General features: G+C 73.0%; 17 protein-coding genes. 9 read left to right on the top strand and 8 right to left on the bottom strand.

Going from position 1 to position 17,774, the window contains the following annotated elements:
* Positions 1-180: 180 nt before the first annotated feature.
* The 4 genes from ACF1A1_RS23900 (at position 181) to ACF1A1_RS23885 (ending at position 4,443) form a co-directional block, all read left to right on the top strand.
* A complete protein-coding gene (locus tag ACF1A1_RS23900; RefSeq protein ID WP_392002533.1) occupies positions 181-1,392 on the top strand; it encodes an amidohydrolase family protein in 1,212 nt (403 codons plus the stop codon).
* Complete coding sequence (locus tag ACF1A1_RS23895; RefSeq protein ID WP_392002531.1) at positions 1,392-2,525, top strand: acyl-CoA dehydrogenase family protein; 1,134 nt, start codon at positions 1,392-1,394, stop codon at positions 2,523-2,525. Before ACF1A1_RS23900 ends, ACF1A1_RS23895 begins: the two co-directional genes overlap by 1 nt.
* 9 nt (positions 2,526-2,534) lie before the next feature.
* Entirely contained in the window at positions 2,535-3,437 is a 903-nt protein-coding gene (locus tag ACF1A1_RS23890) for an acyl-CoA dehydrogenase family protein (RefSeq protein ID WP_392002529.1), read from the top strand.
* A 520-nt stretch (positions 3,438-3,957) separates the two neighbouring features.
* Positions 3,958-4,443 (top strand): ATP-binding protein, encoded by a 486-nt coding sequence (locus ACF1A1_RS23885; RefSeq protein ID WP_392002527.1) that lies wholly within the window; start codon positions 3,958-3,960, stop codon positions 4,441-4,443.
* Between the two features lie 749 nt (positions 4,444-5,192).
* Here ACF1A1_RS23885 and ACF1A1_RS23880 read toward each other — a convergent pair.
* Positions 5,193-6,119, bottom strand: coding sequence for a cyclase family protein (locus tag ACF1A1_RS23880; RefSeq protein ID WP_392002525.1), 927 nt, complete (start codon positions 6,117-6,119; stop codon positions 5,193-5,195).
* Positions 6,120-6,205: 86 nt separating this feature from the next.
* Here ACF1A1_RS23880 and ACF1A1_RS23875 point away from each other — a divergent pair, with 86 nt between their 5' ends.
* From ACF1A1_RS23875 to ACF1A1_RS23865, 3 genes are all read left to right on the top strand, one after another.
* A complete protein-coding gene (locus ACF1A1_RS23875) occupies positions 6,206-7,123 on the top strand; it encodes an SDR family NAD(P)-dependent oxidoreductase (protein WP_392002523.1) in 918 nt (305 codons plus the stop codon).
* 108 nt (positions 7,124-7,231) lie between these two features.
* Complete coding sequence (locus ACF1A1_RS23870) at positions 7,232-8,380, top strand: acyl-CoA dehydrogenase family protein (protein ID WP_392002521.1); 1,149 nt, start codon at positions 7,232-7,234, stop codon at positions 8,378-8,380.
* Between the two features lie 8 nt (positions 8,381-8,388).
* The gene (locus tag ACF1A1_RS23865) at positions 8,389-9,438 is read left to right on the top strand and encodes a Zn-dependent alcohol dehydrogenase (protein ID WP_392002519.1); all 1,050 of its coding nucleotides are present in this window, start codon (positions 8,389-8,391) and stop codon (positions 9,436-9,438) included.
* Here the strand turns inward: ACF1A1_RS23865 and ACF1A1_RS23860 are convergent.
* Complete coding sequence (locus tag ACF1A1_RS23860) at positions 9,428-10,435, bottom strand: GlxA family transcriptional regulator (protein WP_392002518.1); 1,008 nt, start codon at positions 10,433-10,435, stop codon at positions 9,428-9,430. The two genes, ACF1A1_RS23865 and ACF1A1_RS23860, sit on opposite strands and share 11 nt — an antisense overlap.
* Positions 10,436-10,506: 71 nt before the next feature.
* Between ACF1A1_RS23860 and ACF1A1_RS23855 the strand changes: the two genes are divergently transcribed.
* Complete coding sequence (locus ACF1A1_RS23855; protein WP_392002517.1) at positions 10,507-11,850, top strand: MFS transporter; 1,344 nt, start codon at positions 10,507-10,509, stop codon at positions 11,848-11,850.
* A gap of 9 nt (positions 11,851-11,859) precedes the next feature.
* On the opposite strand, the gene ACF1A1_RS23850 is transcribed toward ACF1A1_RS23855, so the two are convergent.
* Genes ACF1A1_RS23850 through ACF1A1_RS23840 form a run of 3 tightly spaced genes read right to left on the bottom strand, consistent with a single transcriptional unit; the run spans position 11,860 to position 13,065 of the window.
* On the bottom strand, positions 11,860-12,159 hold the full coding sequence (locus ACF1A1_RS23850) for a helix-turn-helix domain-containing protein (RefSeq protein WP_392002515.1): 300 nt from the start codon (positions 12,157-12,159) through the stop codon (positions 11,860-11,862).
* A 3-nt stretch (positions 12,160-12,162) separates the two neighbouring features.
* Complete coding sequence (locus tag ACF1A1_RS23845) at positions 12,163-12,432, bottom strand: type II toxin-antitoxin system RelE/ParE family toxin (protein WP_392002513.1); 270 nt, start codon at positions 12,430-12,432, stop codon at positions 12,163-12,165.
* A 27-nt stretch (positions 12,433-12,459) separates the two neighbouring features.
* On the bottom strand, positions 12,460-13,065 hold the full coding sequence (locus tag ACF1A1_RS23840; protein ID WP_392002512.1) for a flavin reductase family protein: 606 nt from the start codon (positions 13,063-13,065) through the stop codon (positions 12,460-12,462).
* A gap of 82 nt (positions 13,066-13,147) precedes the next feature.
* On the opposite strand from ACF1A1_RS23840, the gene ACF1A1_RS23835 reads away from it, so the two are divergent.
* Entirely contained in the window at positions 13,148-14,083 is a 936-nt protein-coding gene (locus ACF1A1_RS23835; protein ID WP_392002510.1) for a hypothetical protein, read from the top strand.
* Positions 14,084-14,086: 3 nt separating this feature from the next.
* On the opposite strand, the gene ACF1A1_RS23830 is transcribed toward ACF1A1_RS23835, so the two are convergent.
* The 3 genes from ACF1A1_RS23830 to ACF1A1_RS23820 all read right to left on the bottom strand — a co-directional run bounded on the left by ACF1A1_RS23830 (position 14,087) and on the right by ACF1A1_RS23820 (position 17,684).
* Positions 14,087-14,884: an enoyl-CoA hydratase/isomerase family protein gene (locus ACF1A1_RS23830; protein WP_392002508.1), complete on the bottom strand. Its 798-nt coding sequence runs from the start codon at positions 14,882-14,884 to the stop codon at positions 14,087-14,089.
* A complete protein-coding gene (locus ACF1A1_RS23825; RefSeq protein WP_392002507.1) occupies positions 14,847-15,344 on the bottom strand; it encodes an ankyrin repeat domain-containing protein in 498 nt (165 codons plus the stop codon). The genes ACF1A1_RS23830 and ACF1A1_RS23825 overlap by 38 nt, the downstream gene beginning before the upstream one ends.
* Before the next feature lie 114 nt (positions 15,345-15,458).
* Complete coding sequence (locus ACF1A1_RS23820) at positions 15,459-17,684, bottom strand: acetate--CoA ligase family protein (protein WP_392002505.1); 2,226 nt, start codon at positions 17,682-17,684, stop codon at positions 15,459-15,461.
* Positions 17,685-17,774: the final 90 nt, after the last annotated feature.

Raw genomic sequence — 17,774 nt, 5'->3', positions numbered from 1 at the left:
CTTGGACGCTGGCGCTGTCTGACGGCACGTCAGATCGTGGGCAGAGCGTAGGGGGCGTCGCCTTGTCGGTCCAGGGGTCGCGGACTAGCCTGCTGGACAGAGTAGAAATCTGACGGTCCATCAGATTACCCGTCGGGTAGCGGTCCGTCGGACAACGCGTCCGCCAGGCGGAGGGGACCCATGACCGAACTGCCCCGCATCATCAGCGTCGACGACCACGTCATCGAGCCCGCGCACCTCTTCGAGACCTGGCTGCCGCGGAAGTACCGCGACCGCGGTCCCAAGGCCCTCACCGCCGGCATCGGCGAGCTCGCCTACGTCGGCGGCAAGTACCAGATCACCATGGACCCGGCCGGCCAGCCCACCGACTGGTGGATCTACGAGGACCTGAAGTTCCCGTACAAGCGCAACATCGCCGCCGTCGGCTTCGACCGCGACGAGATGACGCTGGAGGGGATCACCCGGGAGGAGATGCGGCGGGGATGCTGGGACCCCGGGGCACGGCTCGCGGACATGGACCTCAACCACGTCGAGGCCTCCCTCTGCTTCCCGACCTTCCCCCGCTTCTGCGGGCAGACCTTCGCCGAGGCGCACGACAAGGAGGTCGCGCTGGCCTGTGTGCGGGCCTACAACGACTGGATGGTCGAGGAGTGGTGCGGGGACAGCGGCGGCCGGCTCATCCCGCTGTGCCTGATCCCGCTGTGGGACATCGACCTGGCGGTCGCGGAGATCCGGCGCAACGCCGCCCGCGGGGTGCGCGCGGTGACCTTCTCCGAGATCCCCACACACCTGGGCCTGCCGTCGATCCACTCCGGCTACTGGGACCCGTTCTTCGCGGTCTGCCAGGAGACCGGCACGGTGGTCAACATGCACATCGGCAGCAGCTCCCAGATGCCGGCCGCCTCCCCGGACGCCCCGCCCGCCGTCCAGGCGTCGTTGTCCTTCAACAACGCCATGGCCTCGATGATGGACTTCCTCTTCAGCGGGGTCCTGGTGAAGTTCCCGACCCTCAGACTCGCCTACTCCGAGGGCCAGATGGGCTGGATTCCCTACGCCCTGGAACGCGCCGACGACGTCTGGGAGGAGCACCGCGCCTGGGGCGGGGTCCGCGACCTGATCCCGGAGCCGCCGTCGACGTACTACTACCGGCAGATCTTCTGCTGCTTCTTCCGCGACCAGCACGGGGTGGCCTCGATCGACGTGGTCGGCCGGGACAACGCCACCTTCGAGACCGACTACCCGCACGTCGACTCGACCTTCCCGCACACCAAGGAGGTCGCCCTGGACCATGTGAAGGGCCTCGACGACGAGACCGTCTACAAGCTGATGCGGGGCAACGCGATCCGCATGCTCGGCCTCGATCTCGACCTCGACGTCGATACCCACCGCTGATGGACCTCGCGGACACGCCGGAGGAGGCCGAGTTCCGGGGCCGCCTGCGCGAGTGGCTGGCCAAGGCGCTCCCCGCGCTGCCGCCGCAGCCGTCCCCCGGGGACTGGCCGGCCCGCAGGGCCTACGACCTCGGCTGGCAGCGGACGCTGTACGACGCCGGGTACGCGCATGTGCACTGGGACGCCTCTCCCGGCGTCCGGCTGATCTTCCTGGAGGAGACGGAGAAGGCGGGCGCACCCTACGTCGGCGCCAACTTCGTCGGCCTCCTGCACGCCGGTCCCACCATCGCGGCCGAGGGGACGCCCGCCCAGCGCGCCCGCTGGCTGCCGCCGATCCTGCGCGGGGAGGAGGTCTGGTGCCAGGGCTTCAGCGAGCCCGACGCCGGGTCCGACCTCGCGGCGCTGCGCACACGCGCGTGGCGCGACGGCGACACCTACGTGGTCAGCGGGTCCAAGATCTGGACCTCCCACGCCGAAGTCGCCGACTGGTGCGAGCTGTTGGTGCGCACGGACCCGAAGGCGCCACGGCACCGCGGCATCACCTGGCTCGCGATGCCGATGGACGCCCCCGGCATCACCGTACGGCCGCTGCGCACGCTCGCCGGGTCGGCCGAGTTCGCCGAGGTGTTCCTCGACGAGGTGCGGGTGCCGGCCGCCCACCGGGTGGGCGAGGAGAACGACGGCTGGCGGGTGACGATGGTGACCCTGTCCTTCGAACGCGGCACGGCGTTCGTGGGGGAGGTGGTGGCCTGCCGGCGCGTCCTCGGCGAACTGGCCCGTGAGGCACGGAGGAACGGCCGTTGGGACGATCCGGCGCTGCGCAGGCGGCTCGGGCGGCTGCACGCCGAGTTCCTGGCGCTGTGGCGGCTCACGCAGTGGAACGTGAGCGAGGCGGAGGCCACGGGCGGGGTGCCCGGAGTCGGGGGTTCGGTATTCAAACTGAGGTACTCGCACGCCCGCCAGGAGCTGTACGACGCCGCCGCGGACGTCCTGGGCGACGGCGCCCTCGACCTGGAGCGGCCCTGGGTGCGCGACCGGCTGTCCTCGCTGTCGTACACCATCGCGGCCGGGACCTCGCAGATCCAGCGGAACATCGTGGGCGAGCGGATCCTGGGGCTGCCGAAGGGGCGGTGACTCTCCGATATGCGTTTCCGACTGACGGATGATCAGCGGGCCTTGCGGGACGGCGTACGGGCCGTGCTGGCGCGGCGCTTCGGTCCCGAGGAGCTGCGCGCGGCCGTCGGCCGGCCCGTGCTCGACCGAGGGCTGTGGCGGGAGCTGGGGGACGCGGGGTTCTTCGCGCTACGGCTGCCGGAGGCGGACGGCGGGGTCGGACTCGGGCTGGTCGAGGCGGTGTTGGCCTTCGAGGAGGCGGGCCGGGTGCTGCTGCCGGGACCGCTGGTGGCCACCCATCTCGCGGCGGGGAGCGTGCCGGGCGCGGCCGGCGGCGAGACGGTCGTGACGGCCGTCGACGGCGGGCTGGTGGAGTGGCTGGCCGAGGCGGACGTCGTGCGGGGCGACGCCTCCGGCGCCGTACCGCTGCGGTCGGTGGACCCGCTGACGCCACTGCACCGGGTGCCCGCCGGTGCTCGCGTGAGTACGGGTGGTCCGGTGAGTCCCGGTGATCCCGTGGGTGTCCTCCTCACCGCCGCCGAGCAGCTCGGATCGGCCACGCGCGCGTGCGAGCTCGCCGTGCAACACGCCCGGACGCGCGAGCAGTTCGGGCAGCCGATCGGCGCCTTCCAGGCCGTCAAGCATCTCTGCGCGGAGCTGCTGGTACGGGTGGAGGTGGCCCGCGCGGCCGTGTACGCGGCCGCCGTCACCGCCGACCCCGTCGACATCGCGGCCGCCCGGCTGCTCGCGGACGAGGCCGCCGTACGCGGCGCCCGCGACTGCCTCCAGGTGTACGGCGGCATGGGCTTCACCTGGGAGGCCGAGGTGCACCTGCTGCTGAAGCGGGCCTGGGTCCGCACACGACGTGCGGGCGACTGTACGGAGAGTGAGGAACGGTTGGCCCGGGAGCTGCTGTCGGGAGTGGAGACATAGGGCTGGCCTGCGGTGACGGTGTCGCGGTCGGCCGTATGTCGCGGATCGTGGCATACCGGAATCACGGAGCGTGAAATGTGGTTGTGTCCGATGCGTGACCCGTCACGGCCCGGAGTCGGCGAGTCGCTCCGGTACCTTCTGTGCAATGCGAGTGGTTCCGAGCGTGAGCCGTGCCGGTGATGCCCCCGGGGTGTCGCCGGATACGAGGGTGCACACCCCTGCTCGCAGGGCGGATGTCCGTCGGGACTCCGTCTGTTCGACTCCCCGTGAAGAGCGTCGCACAGTATGCCGCACGAGTACTCCTTCGCGCTGGAATATGCCCGAAGCGCTTGTTGGGGTGACTGTACGTCAACCAAGCTGTCTCGTAAGGGATTCACGTTCCGTCACCTTGCCTCTGGCCATTGTCCTGGCCATGCAGAAAATGGCTACGATCGTGGCCCTCGTCGTCATGGTGCTCGCGCGGCTCGCGTGGCACACATGGCGCGCGGCCATGTGTCCGCCGGTTCGGATGGTGTGAGCGGTGCAGGTGCTTCAAGTGCAGCTGGAGATCCGGCCCGACCCCGCTGAGGTGGGTCGAGCCCGGAGGTGGGCCCGTTCGCGCCTCGCGGGGTCCGGCATAGGGGCCGACGAGGCGCTCGCGGAGACACTGATCCTGCTCGTCTCCGAGCTGGTCACCAACGCCGTGGTGCACACCGGCAGTCCGGCCGTGCTGCGGCTCTCCCTGCCGGGCGGCACGGACGGGGAGGCGGGAGAGGTCCCCGTCCGCCTGGAGGTGGCCGACACCAGCGACCGGGCGCCCGTCCCCCGGTGCCCGGACGACGACGCCACCGGCGGCCGCGGACTGGCCCTCGTCGACGGCCTCGCGGACCGCTGGGGCTGGAGCGTCGAGGGCCGCGGCAAGCGCATCTGGTGCGAACTGGACCGGGACACGGAGCCGCGCGAGACCACCGCGGCGTGCGGAGGTCGCACGGTGGCGTGCGAGGGGCTGGCGTACGAGGCGGTGTAGCGCGCCGCGCCGGCCGCGACGTGATCGGTGCACGGGTGCACGGTGATCCGCTCACGCGCGTGGGGGTGTGCGGTGGTGCGCCGTGCCGTGCTTCCGTGCGCGGCCGGTACGAACAGGGCTCGAGTGATGAATGCCCCCAAGGCTGTTGACGCCTCGTGACGGATTGATCACGCTTGAGGTCAGCGATTCGCCGCGAGGGGACGACGAGGGCTTCGGTGATGTGAGCCCTCGTCGAGCGTGAGTCGTGATGCGGCGTCGGTTCCGTCGGGGGGACAAGGGGAACCGGGGCGGGAACGCCGGAGTCGGACGGCGGCGCGCGCTGCCGCGCTGCCGTCACGACGGCCGAGGCCGGGCGGGGGTGTGAACCCCCCGCCCGGCCGCAGCAGCCGCCGATCAGATGGCCGGGGTTCGGGATCCGGGTGCAGGTGTGGAGATCGCTGGTGCCGGCGGCGGTGGTGACCGTGACGCCGGCCGGGCCGTCGGGTCCCGCCGCGGCCACCGCGGTGACCCCGGGTCGGGGAGACGACGGTGACCGCCGCGGAGGTGGAGCGAACCGGGCCTCTGCCGGTGCCGCGTTTCCCGCCCGGGTGCCGTTCCGCCGGACGGCGGTGAACGGCGAGGGCGGCGGCATCCCCCTCGCGGGCGGTTTGGGCGGTTTGGGTGGCCGCCCGCGTCGTCGGCAACGATCGCGATCAGTGCGCCCCGGCCGGCGGCGTCACCGGCTGTCCCCGAGCCGTGACGACCGTCCGTCAGAGGATGGCGACGGGCGCCACCGGGGTGCCCGTGGCGCCGACGAAGGGTTCGGGCATCGCCGACAGCAGGAACGTGTAGCGGCCCTCTTCTCCACAGGCTGTGGACAACTCTTCGAGATTCCAGTTCTGGCCCTGGAGCATCCCCATCTCCACCAGGTCGAGCGCGTGCACGGGCAGCCACAAGCCGTCGATCTCGGGCGGAAACACCTCAAAGGTGAGGGTGTCGTCGGCGACCGCCGCCACGTCGCGCGCGTGGAACCACTCCGGCGTGCGCACCGACAGCCCCGGCGACGGATGCGCGTACCCGTGCTTGTCCCCGGAGAGGTAGAGCCTCATCTGCCCGGTCCGTACGAGCACGATGTCGCCGGCCCGCACCCGCGCCCCCGCCAGCTCCTCCGCCGCCGCCAGGTCCTCCGGGGTCACCGCGTGTCCGCCGTCCAGCCGGTCCACGCCCCGCGCGCGTGCCACGTCCAGGAGCACCCCGCGCGAGACGACGTGCCGCGCCTTGTCGATGCCGCCGAACTCGGCGCCGCCGTGCGCGGTGATGGTGCCGGCCGGGCGGCCGTTGTAGAGCCGGCCCGAGTGCGAGACGTGGGTCAGCGCGTCCCAGTGGGTGGCCGCCTGTAGCCCCATCGTCACGGCGTCGTCGCTGCACGCCACCGTCCCCGGGCCGAAGATCTCCTGGTTGATCTGCACCATCGCGTGCAGCGGGTTCACCCGCCCCGGGATCATCCCGGTCTGCACGCCGTCCTCGCGCAACGGGAGCGCGAGCGGGACGCGGCGGCCGGTGCGCACCTCCGCCGCCGCCCGCCGTACGACCTCGTCGGTGATCAGGTTGAGGGTGCCGATCTCGTCGTCGGTGCCCCAGCGTCCCCAGTTGTTGACGCGCTCGGCGATGTCGTGGAACTCGACGGGCAGTGCCATTCCGTGCCTCCCCGGGGCTTGTCCCCGACAGTCCGACGGGACATAAAATCTAACGGTCCGTCAGAAACCGCGGGAAGGGGCCCGGCGTGGGGAACTTCTTGACCGGCAAGACCGTCGCCGTCACGGGCGCCGGACGGGGCATCGGGCGGGCGGTGGCGCTCGCCGCGGCGGCCGAGGGCGCCCGGGTCGTCGTCAACGACCATGGCGTCTCCGTGGACGGCGCCTCACCCACCAGCGAGGTCGCCGAGGCCGTGGCCAAGGAGATCGAGGCGGCCGGCGGAGAGGCCGTCGCGGTCGCCGACGACATCTCCACCATGGACGGCGGGCAGCGGGTCGTGGACACCGCCGTGGCGGCGTACGGGCGGCTCGACGGGGTCGTGTGCGTGGCCGGGATCCTGCGGGAGCGGATGCTGTTCAACATGACCGAGGAGGAGTGGGACCCGGTCGTCGCCACGCATCTGAAGGGCACGTTCACCGTGTTCCGGGCCGCCTCGGCGGTGATGCGCGCACAGCGGTCCGGCACGCTCATCGGTTTCACCAGCGGCAACCACCAGGGGTCGGTGTCGCAGGCCAACTACAGCGCGGCCAAGGGCGGGATCATCTCCCTCGTCCGCAGCGCGGCGCTCGGGCTGCACAAGTACGGGGTGACCGCCAACGCGGTGGCGCCCGTGGCACGTACGCGGATGTCGGCCGGGGTGCCGATGGAGCTGGCGGAGATCGGGGAGCCGGAGGACGTGGCTCCGCTGGTCGTGTACCTGCTGTCCGACCGGGCCCGGGAGGAGCGCATCACCGGGCAGGTGTACACGGTCGCCGGGCCGAAGATCGCGGTCTGGGCCCAGCCGAGGGAACTGCGCGCCGCTTACGCGCAGGGGGGTTCCTGGACGCCGGAGCGGATCGCGGAGTTCCTGCCGGGATCGGTGGGGGTGGATCCGATGCCGATGCTGCGACAGGTGGAGGACATGGCCCGTGCCGCGCGGCAGGGGAGCCGGCCGAACGCCCGGTAGCCCGGGGGGTGGTGCGCGGTACGGCGGCTGCCATCCGCCGTGGCCGGTCGCGCCGTCCCCCGCGCCCCTTCAGGTCCGTTGCACTCACGCCAACCCGAGGCGGTACCCGTGGACTTCGGATTCACTCCCGAGGACGAGGCGTTTCGCGCCGAAGCCCGTGCCTGGCTCGCTGCTCACGTCGGGAGTGCCCCCGACCGCCGTACCTGGGAACGCGCCCTCGGTGCGGCCGGCTGGATCGGGCTCGGCTGGCCGGAGGGCGGGTACGGCAACCGCACGGCCACCCTCACCCAGCAGGTCGCCTGGGCCGAGGAGTACGCCCGGTCGGCCGCGCCACCGCGCTCCGGGCACATCGGGGAGAACCTGCTCGCCCCGACGCTCCTGGCCCACGGCACCCCGGAGCAGAAGGCCCGTTTCCTGCCCCCGGTGGCCGCCGGTGCCGAGCTTTGGTGCCAGGGGTACAGCGAACCCGGCGCCGGATCGGACCTCGCCGGGGTGCGGACGCGGGCCGAACGCAGCCCGGACGGGACGGAGTACCGGGTCACCGGGCAGAAGATCTGGACGTCCCTCGCCCACGAGGCCGACTGGTGCTTCGTGCTGGCCCGTACCGATCCGGAGTCGAGGCGCCACCACGGGCTGAGCTTCCTGCTCGTGCCGATGGACCAGCCGGGCCGGATCGAGGTGCGGCCGATCCGGCAGATGACCGGCACGAGCGACTTCAACGAGGTCTTCTTCGACGGGGCACGCGCGCGCGTGGAGCACGTCGTCGGCGCCGAGGGCGACGGCTGGCGGGTCGCGATGAGCCTGCTCGGCTTCGAGCGCGGGGTGTCGACACTGGCCCAGCAGATCGGGTTCGCGCAGGAGCTGGGGCGCGTGGTCGGTACGGCCGTGGAGACGGGCGCCGCCGACGATCCCGTCGTACGGGAACGGCTGGTGCGGCTGTGGGCCGAGTTGCGCACCATGCGGTGGAACGCGCTGCGGACGCTGGGGGGTTCCGGCGGGGCGGGCGCGCCCAGTGTGGCGAAGCTGCTGTGGGCGGGGTGGCATCAGCGGCTCGGTGAGCTGGCGGTGGAGGTGCGGGGCGCGGCGGCGGGTGCCGGGCCGGCGGACTGGTCGCCCTCGGCGCCGTACGCGCTCGACGAGACGCAGCAGCTGTTCCTGTTCTCCCGGGCCGACACCATCTACGGCGGTTCGGACCAGATCCAGCGCACGATCATCGCCGAGCGCGTGCTCGGCCTGCCCAGACAGCCCAAGGGATAGGGGGCGCGATGCGTGGCGTGGTGTTCGACGGGAAGCGGGCCGAGGTGGTGGACGATCTGGCGGTCCGGGCGCCGGGGCCGGGGGAGGTGCTGGTCGCGGTGTCGGCGGCCGGGCTGTGCCACAGCGATCTGTCGGTGGTCGACGGGACGATCCCCTTCCCGGCGCCGGTGGTGCTGGGGCACGAGGGCGCAGGGGTGGTGGAGGCGGTGGGGGCCGGGGTCACGCACGTCGGGCCCGGGGACCATGTCGCCCTCTCCACGCTCGCCAACTGCGGCACCTGCGCGGAGTGCGACCGGGGGCGGCCCACGATGTGCCGGCAGGCCATCGGGCGGCCGGGGAGGCCGTTCACGCGCGCGGGGCGGCCGGTGTACCAGTTCGCGTCCAACTCCGCCTTCGCCGAGCGGACGGTGGTGAAGGCGGTGCAGGCGGTCCGGGTCCCCGAGGACGTTCCGCTGCCGTCGGCGGCGCTGATCGGCTGCGGGGTGCTGACGGGCGTCGGGGCCGTGCTCAACCGCGCGCGGGTGGAGTACGGGGAGAGCGTCGTCGTCATCGGGACGGGCGGGGTCGGGCTCAACGTGATCCAGGGCGCGCGGATCGCGGGGGCGCTGCGGATCGTGGCCGTGGACGCGAATCCGGCGAAGGAGCCGGTGGCCCGGCGGTTCGGCGCGACCCACTTCCTGACGTCCGCGGAGGGGGTGCGGGAGGTGCTGCCGACGGGCGCGGACCACGTCTTCGAGTGCGTCGGGCGGGTGGAGCTGATCCGGCAGGCGATCGACCTGCTCGACCGGCACGGGCAGGCGGTCCTGCTGGGCGTGCCGCCCGCGACCGCGGAGGCGTCCTTCCGGGTCTCCTCCCTCTACCTGGACAAGTCGGTCCTGGGCTGCCGCTACGGCTCCTCCCGCCCGCAACGGGACATCGCGCTGTACGCCGGCCTGTACCGGGCCGGACGGCTGCTGCTGGACGAGCTGGTGACCGCCACCTACCCAGTGGAGGACTTCGAGAAGGCCAGGGCCGACGCGGAGGCGGGCCGGGTCGCGCGGGCCGTGCTCACGTTCTGACGGTGGTCCGGAAGGTGCGCCGGTACGCCGTTGGCGTCACGCCCAGTGCCGCCTGGAGGTGCTGCCGCATCGACTGGGCGGTGCCGAAGCCGGCGTCCCGGGCGACCTGGTCGACGGACAGGTCGGTGGACTCCAGCAGGTGCCGGGCCCGTTCGACGCGCTGCTGGGTGAGCCACTGGCCCGGACTGACGCCGACCTCCTCGCGGAAGCGGCGCGTGAACGTCCGTACCGACATGGCCTCCCGCTCGGCCATGTCCCGCAGCTGGATCGGCTCGTGGAGGCGGCCGAGCGCCCAGGCGCGCGCGGTGGTCGTGGTGGCCTGCTGCGGGTGCGGGACGGGGCGCTCGATGTACTGCGCCTGTCCGCCGTCGCGGTGCGGCGGGACGACCGTGCGGCGGGCGACCTCGTTGGCGACGGCGGTGCCGTGGTCGCGGCGCACGATGTGCAGGCACAGGTCGATGCCGGCGGCGACGCCCGCCGAGGTCAGCACGTCGCCGTCGTCGATGAACAGCACGTCCGGATCTACCTCGACCTGCGGGAAGAGCCGCTGGAGGCGCTCGGCGTCGGCCCAGTGCGTGGTGGCGGGGCGGCCGTCGAGGAAGCCGGCGGCGGCGAGGACGTAGACGCCGGTGCAGATGGAGGCGAGGCGGGTGCCGGGGCGGATGTGCGCGAGGGCGGCGGCGAGTTCCTCGGTGAGCACGCCCTCCTCGAAGACCGGGCCGAGTTCGTAGGAGGCGGGGACGATCACGGTGTCGGCGGTGGCGAGGACCTCCGGGCCGTGATCGACCATGATCGCGAAGTCGGCGTCGGTCTCGACGGGCCCGGGCGGCCGCACCGAGCAGGTCACGACCTCGTACAGGTGCCGCCTGCCGGGGCCCTTCGGGCGGCCGAAGATGCGGTGCGGGATGCCCAGTTCGAAGGGGAGCAGGCCGTCGAGGGCGAGCACGACGACGCGGTGCGGGCGGAACTCCGGAACCTGCTCATGCTCACGGCTCATGGCCCGATCCTAGCGAACACTGTCCTTCGGGCCACTCGATGGACGTGATCCGCTCCCCGAAGCTCTAGGACGTGACCCAGACAAGCGAAGCCGCAGCAGACGTCGCGGCGGAAACCGCGGATGAGACCCCTCGCTCCGGAAGGCCCCGCCCGTGGCGGCGTCGCACGGTGTCACTGCACCGGGCGTGGTTCGTCGCCGCCGTCACCTTCGTCACGATCATCGGCGCGGCGGCCTTCCGGTCGCTGCCGGGCCTGCTCATCGACCCCCTTCACGACGAGTTCGACTGGTCGCGCGGCACGATCGGCGCGGCCGTCTCGGTCAACCTCGCGCTGTACGGCCTCACCGCGCCGTTCGCGGCCGCGCTGATGGACCGCTTCGGCATCCGCCGGGTCGTGGCCGTCGCGCTGACCGTGATCGCGGTCGGCTCCGGCCTGACGGTGTGGATGACGGCGGCCTGGCAACTGTTGCTGTGCTGGGGGCTGCTGGTCGGTCTGGGGTCGGGCTCGATGGCGCTTGCGTTCGCCGCGACGGTCACCAACCGCTGGTTCACCGAGCGCCGGGGACTGGTCAGCGGCATCCTCACCGCGGCCTCCGCCTCCGGCCAGCTGATCTTCCTGCCGCTGTTGTCCTGGTTGGTCACCCGCCACGACTGGCGCCCGGCGGCCGTCACCGTCGCCCTCGCCGCCCTGGCGGTGGTGCCCTTCGTGTGGCTGCTGCTGCGCGACCACCCGGCGGACGTGGGCCTGAAGCCGTACGGCGCGAAGGAGTTCGTCCCCAAGCCGCCCCCGGTGACGGGAGCCGCGCGCCGCGCGGTCACCGTCCTGCTCTCGGCGATGCGCACGGGCCCCTTCTGGCTGCTGGCCGGCACCTTCGCGATCTGCGGCGCCTCCACCAACGGCCTGGTCCAGACCCACTTCGTGCCCGCCGCCCACGACCACGGCATGCCCGTCACGGCGGCCGCCTCGCTGCTCGCGGTGATCGGCGTGTTCGACGTGGTCGGCACGATCGCCTCCGGCTGGTTCACCGACCGCTTCGAGCCGCGTCGCCTGCTGGCGGTGTACTACGCGCTGAGGGGGATCTCGCTGCTGTTCCTCCCCATGCTGCTGGCCCCCACGGTCCACCCCCCGATGATCTTCTTCATCGTCTTCTACGGCCTCGACTGGGTCGCCACCGTCCCGCCGACCCTGGCCCTGTGCCGCGAGCAGTACGGCGACGACAGCGCCATCGTCTTCGGCTGGGTCCTCGCCTCCCACCAGGTCGGTGCGGCCCTGGTCGCCTTCCTCGGCGGCGTCGCCCGGGACGTCTTCGGCTCCTACGACGTCGTCTGGTACGCGTCGGGGGCGCTGTGCGCGGCGGCGGCGCTGATGGCGTTGGTGATCCGGCGGCGGTCGGGGGCCGCGGCGGTGGTGGCCTGAGGCAGGTCCTCAGCCTGCGCGGTCGAGGGGCTCGAACCCGACGTGCAGACGCATGCCGAGGGCCACGGCGAACCGTTCGAGCAGGGGCAGGGTGGGCATGGTCCCACCCGCCTCGAACCGCGCCACGGCCGGCTGCTGCATGCCCGTGGCGTGCGCGAGCTGTGCCTGCGTCATCCCCGGTGCATCCCGTCGTTCCCGCACGGCGCGACCCAGCTCGAAGCGGATCCGTGCGGCGTCGTACGCCTCCCGGGCCTCCGGTGAGGCGAGGGCCGCGTCCCGCAGCTCGTTCCAGCTCCTGCGCTCACTCATGCCTCACACCTCATCCACTGTGTGTTGCTCCTCGACGCAGCGAACCATGGCTCGCCGGGCGCGGTCGGCCTCCGTGGTTTCGCGCATCCGCCGCTTGCGGAACACCGGCAGCGAGATGATCCGCCGACCGGAGGCGATCCAGTAGGTGATGCGCACGGCGTCGGAATCCAGGTGGAAGCGCGGCTCCCGCAGCTTCCCGTCCAGTTGTCGCGAGTACGGTTCGCCGAGAAGCGGACCGCGGACGGCCGGCAGATCGACAGAGAACGCGTACACCCGAACGAGTGGTGCGGGCCTTGCCCGTCACGTCGTGAAGCCGCCGAACCGGCCCCGGTGGAACAGCAGTGGCGCCGTGTCCTCCTCGCCCGTGCCGAGTGCGTCCACCCGTCCCACCACGATCAGGTGGTCGCCGCCCGTGTGCACCGCCTGGATCGTGCAGTCGATCCAGGCGAGCGTGCCCGCGAGGCGTGGGGCGCCGGAGGCGGGGGCGGCGTCGTAGTCGACCCCGGCGAACTTGTCGGCGCCGCTCACCGCGAAGGCGCGGCACACCTCGCCCTGGCCCGCGCTGAGCACGTTGACGCAGAAGACGCCCGCGCGGGCGACCCTCGGCCAGGTCGTGGACGTGCGGCCGACCATGAAGGCGACGAGGGGTGGGTCGAGGGAGAGGGAGGAGAAGGACTGGCAGGCGAAGCCGGCGGGGCCCGGCTCGCCGTCGGCGGCGGGCGCGGTGACGACGGTCACGCCGGTCGCGAAGGTCCCCAGTACGCGCCGGAACGTGCCCTGGTCCACCGGCGGCCGCTCGTCCTCGCGGACGCAGCGCAGCTCGGGGCGCGGCAGCGCCTCGACCGGCTCCGCGGGGCGGGTCCGGAGATAGCGCACGGCGGCTGCCGCCATGCCTGCGTGTCCCATCACGCCCTCATTGAAGCTGACGGGTCGTCAGATGGGAAGGGGTGTGCGGGGCGGGCCGGCAGGGGGTCCGTACGCTGCGCTCATGGGGTGGGTGGAGGTGCGGCGCAAGGCCGGTCCGAGCAGGGCGGACGCCGACGTGACCGCGGCCGTGGCGGCGGGGGCGGCGCAGCTTCCGGCGGTGTTCACGCTGTCGTGGATGCACGGCCTGGCCACCGACCCGTACGGGAGGGGCGACGGCTCGGCGCTCGGGCTGATGTGCATGGTGCTCCTCGCGCCGCTGTACCTGCCGGTCCTGGGGCTGCTGCAGGCGTGGGCGCAGACGTTCCCGGGGACCGCCCTCGCCGACGTCGCCCTGCGCGGAGTGCGCCGGCCGCTGTGGGTGAAGCAGCTGCTGGGCGTGACACTGGTCGGCGTGGTGTGGGCCGCCGTGGGGGCGGTGCTGTGGGGCCTGCCCTTCACCGCCACCGCCCTCGTCCTCGCGGCCCTGGGCGTGCTGCCCGTCCTCGCGATGGCGTACGCGCGGGCGCGGGGCACGACGGGCGCCTGGGGTGTCCGGGGTGTCTGGTGGCGTGCGGGGGCCGCCTCCGTCGTGCTGCTCGTCCTCGCCCTCACGGGTGGGCTGCTGGCCACGGCCACGGGCCTGATCGAGGAGTACGAGCCCCCGGAGCTGTCCGCCGCCGAACTCACCGGCGTCTGGCGAGGCGAGGACGGCGCGGTACTGCGGCTGCTGCCTGGTGGCCGGGCGGAGTTGACCCGGATGCCGACCGAGCCGGGGTTCGAGGCGGACGTGGACTTCGAGGTGTGCGGGGGCACCGGAAGCTGGTCCCTGCGGAAGGAGAGCGGGTACGACGTGCGGGACGTCGTCGCCGTCCGCCTCGAGACGGGCAGCGGCACCGGGAGCGGGTGTGGGGAGGAGACGTACTGGAGGGTCGGCGGGACGCAGGAGGTCCCCGAGCTGTTCGTGATCCTCGGGGATCCGGACTCCGGGGAGCTGAGGATTCTGCGGCCGCGGTCCTGAGCCTCACCGCCCCCCGAACCGCGCCTCCCGCCGCTCCACGAAGCTCGCCACCCCCTCCCGGGCGTCCGCCGTCCCCATGTTGATCTCCTGGGCGGCCGCCTCGGCGGCGAAGGCGGTGGCGCGGCCGGTGTCGAGGGAGGTGTTGACGAGCTGCTTGGTGAGGGCGAGGGCTCGGGTGGGGCCGGCGGCGAGGCGGGCCGCCCACTCGCGGGCGGTCTTGTCCAGCTCCCCGTCGGGGACGACCCGGTTGACCAGGCCCAGACGTTCGGCGTCGGTGGCGGTGAGGGCGTCGCCGAAGAACATCAGTTCCTTGGCGCGCTGGGGGCCGATCAGGCGCGGGAGGAGATAGGCCCCGCCGGCGTCGGGGACGAGCCCGCGCCGTACGAACACCTCGATGAACCGGGCCGATCCGGCGGCGAGGACGAGGTCGCAGGCGAAGGCGAGATGCGCGCCGAGGCCGGCCGCCGTGCCGTTCACGGCCGCGATGACCGGCTTCTCGCAGTCGAGCACGGCGGCGATGAGGCGTTGGGCGCCCAGGCGAAGGGTCCGGGCCACGTCCCCGGCGATCCGGTCCACGCCCGGGGGGCCGCCCCGCAGGTCCGCGCCCGCGCAGAAGCCGCGGCCGGTTCCGGTGAGGACGACCGCCCGGACCTCCGGGTCGGCGGAGGCCTCGGCGAGCAGGGCGATCAGGTGGTCGCGCCCTCCGGGGGTGAGGGCGTTGAGGGCCTCGGGGCGGTCGAGGGTGAGGTGGGTGACGTGGTGGTCAGTCGTGGTGCGGATCCACGGGTCGGGCACGGTCATGCTCCGTTCTGGCGCGGTCCAGCCATGCGCGGGCGGGTCTGCCCTTCATCTCGGCGTCCAGGTCGGCCCCGTGCCGCAGCAGCAGTTCGACGATCTCCCAGTGGGGCCGCGGGCCGCTGGTCGCCGCCAGCACGGTGGGCAGGTACCCGAACCGGTTCTGCGAGTCGGGGTGGACTCCGGCGTCGAGCAGCAACTCCACGACAGCCCGCTGCCCGGCCGACGCCGCCCAGGTCAGCGGTGTCCAGTCGTCGTACTCGCCGATGAGCTGGTCCGGATCCGCCCCCGCCCCGATGAGCGTGCGGATGCCTTCGACGTCGTTCTGCCGCACCGCCGCGTAGAGCGCCCTGGCCGTCGGCTGCCGGGCCTTCCACGCCTCGATCGGCTCGTCCTTCCAGCCCGTTCCGACGCGCCCGCTTCTCCTGGCTCCCCCGCCGGTCCGGCCGGCCCCGGTCTCGTCCATGACGTGATCCTCGCCGGTACGGCGGCCTCCGCCCACCCCTGGCCGGCCCATCCCTGGCCGGCCCACCCCCTGCCGGCCCATCCCTGGCCGGCCCACCCCTGGTCCGCCGACCCCTCACCGGCACACCACCAACGCGTCCAGGGCCACCGCCCCCTGCCCCCGGGGCAGCACCATCAGGGGGTTGATGTCCAGCTCCGCCAGGTCGTCCCCCAGTTCCAGCGCCATCCGCTGGACCCGCAGGACGACCTCCACCAGCGCGTCCAGGTCGGCCGGCGGGCGGCCCCGGACGCCGTCCAGCAGGGCACGGCCGCGCAGTTCGGCGAGCATGTCGCGGGCCTGCTCCTCGCCGAACGGCGGGACACGGACGGCCGCGTCCCGCAGCACCTCCACCAGGATCCCGCCCAGCCCGACCGTCACCGTCGGCCCGAAGAGGTCGTCGTGGGTGACTCCGACGACCATCTCGACGCCCCGCTCGACCATCTGGCACACCAGGACACCGTCCAGCGAGACGTCCTCGTAGCGGGCGATGTCGGTCAGCTCGCGGTAGGCGTCGCGGACCTGGCTGGCCGAGGTCAGGCCTACCTTCACCAGCCCCAGCTCGGTCTTGTGGGCGATGCTGGCGCCGGACGCCTTCATCACCACCGGGTAGCCGACCAGACCCGCCGCCCGTACGGCAGCCGCCGCGCTGGTCACCAGCTGCTCGCGCGGCACCCGGATGCCGTACGCCCGCAGGAGCTGTTTCGCCGCGTGTTCGCTGAGCTGCCGGCCCGGACGCATCAGCATCCGCGCCTTGCGGAACGACGGCGACGGGGTGCGCGGGGCCCGGTCGAAGGGCGAGCGGTAGTCGCGGACGAAGCGGTGGTGGTCCAGATAGGCGCGGACGGCCGTGAGGCAGTTGCCGACCGTGCGGAAGGTCGCCACCCGGGAGGAGCCGAGCAGGACGTCCCGGTACGCGGGTTCGGTGCCGACCGGCGAGCCCCACACCACGCACACCAGCTTGTCCGTCGTCTCCGCCGCGTCCACCAGGTCCCGCACGAGCCGGTCGCTGAGCGGCGGGAACGGGCCGGTGACCGGGCAGATCAGGACGCCGACCTCCGGGTCGTCGAGGAGCGCGTCGATGATCTTCCGGCCGCGCTGGTCGCCGACCGGGTGGCCGCCGTTGTCGACGGGGTTCGCGACGTTCAGGTACTCCGGTATCCACTGGTGCAGCTCGGCCTGCTTGGCGGGGGAGAGCCGCGGCAGTCGCAGCCCGGCGGCCGTCGCGAGGTCGGCGACGTGCGCGCCGGTGCCGCCGGAGATCGCGTACACCGCCACCCCGTCGACACGCGGGGGCCTGGCCCGGGCCAGCAGGGCGGCCGTGTCCTGGAGTTCGTCGAGACCGTCGACGCGGATCACGCCGTACTGGCGCATCGCGGCGTCCACCACCTCGTCCGCGCCGGTCAGCTTGCCGGTGTGGGTGGCGGCGGTGCGGGCGCCCGTCTCGGTGCGGCCGACCTTGACCGCGACCACCGGAACCCCGCGCCGGGCGGCCCGGTCGGCGGCGAGCAGGAAGGCGCGGCCGTCCTTCAGGCCCTCGACGTAGCAGGCGATCGCGCCGACCTCGGGCTGCTCGGCGAAGTAGGAGAGGAAGTCGGCGGTCTCCAGGTCGGCCTCGTTGCCGGTCGGCGCCCAGTGGGAGAGGCGGATGCCGAGTTCCTGGAGGGCGAAGACCGGGCGGCCCTGGTGGCCGGACTGGGTGATGAGCGCGATGGCCGGTCCGTCGAGGTCGTCCCGGAAGCGTTCGAAGGCGTTGAGGTTGGTGTTGGGGCCGAGCAGGCGTAGGCCCGAGCGCGCCACGGCCGCCGCGAGCCGGTCCTGCGCGGCCCGGCCCTCCGCGCCGGTCTCCGCGAAGCCCGAGGCGAAGACGACCGCGAATCTCGCCTTCGCCTCGGCGAGTTCCTCGATCACCGGCAGCGGGTCGGCGACCAGCAGCACGGCCAGGTCGACCTGCTCGGGCAGGGCGGCGACGGAAGGACAGCAGGGGATGCCGAAGACGGTCTCGCGGGTGGGGTGCACCGGGTGCAGCCGCGCCCCCACCCGCTCCGCCCAGGCGGCCAACTGCCGGGTGACGCCGGTGTTCGGCCGCCCTTCGGCGTCCGAGGCGCCGATCACCGCGACGGATCCGGGGCGGAAGAACCGGTCCAGATCGGGGACGGCCGAGTACAGCGGGCGCCCGCCGACGTCCAGGTCGTCCGCGTCGTCGGGCCGGCCGTGGACGGCGGGCCCGGGCCGCTCGTCGCACGCGAGTACCCGGGCCCGGCGGGAGTCGGTGGTGAGGGTGCCGTGGGTTGATCCAAGCATCGGTCCGCCCGCTCCTGTGTGACTGCGTGACTGGCACGTACCTGACGCTCTGTCAGATTACAGAACTGACAGGTTGTCAGGAATGGTCGT

It is taken from the genome of Streptomyces sp. NPDC014995, assembly GCF_043080745.1.
Classification (GTDB): Bacteria; Actinomycetota; Actinomycetes; order Streptomycetales; family Streptomycetaceae; genus Streptomyces.
The sequence above is the reverse complement of the archived record's forward strand: the minus strand, read 5'-3'. Positions and strand labels throughout refer to the sequence as shown.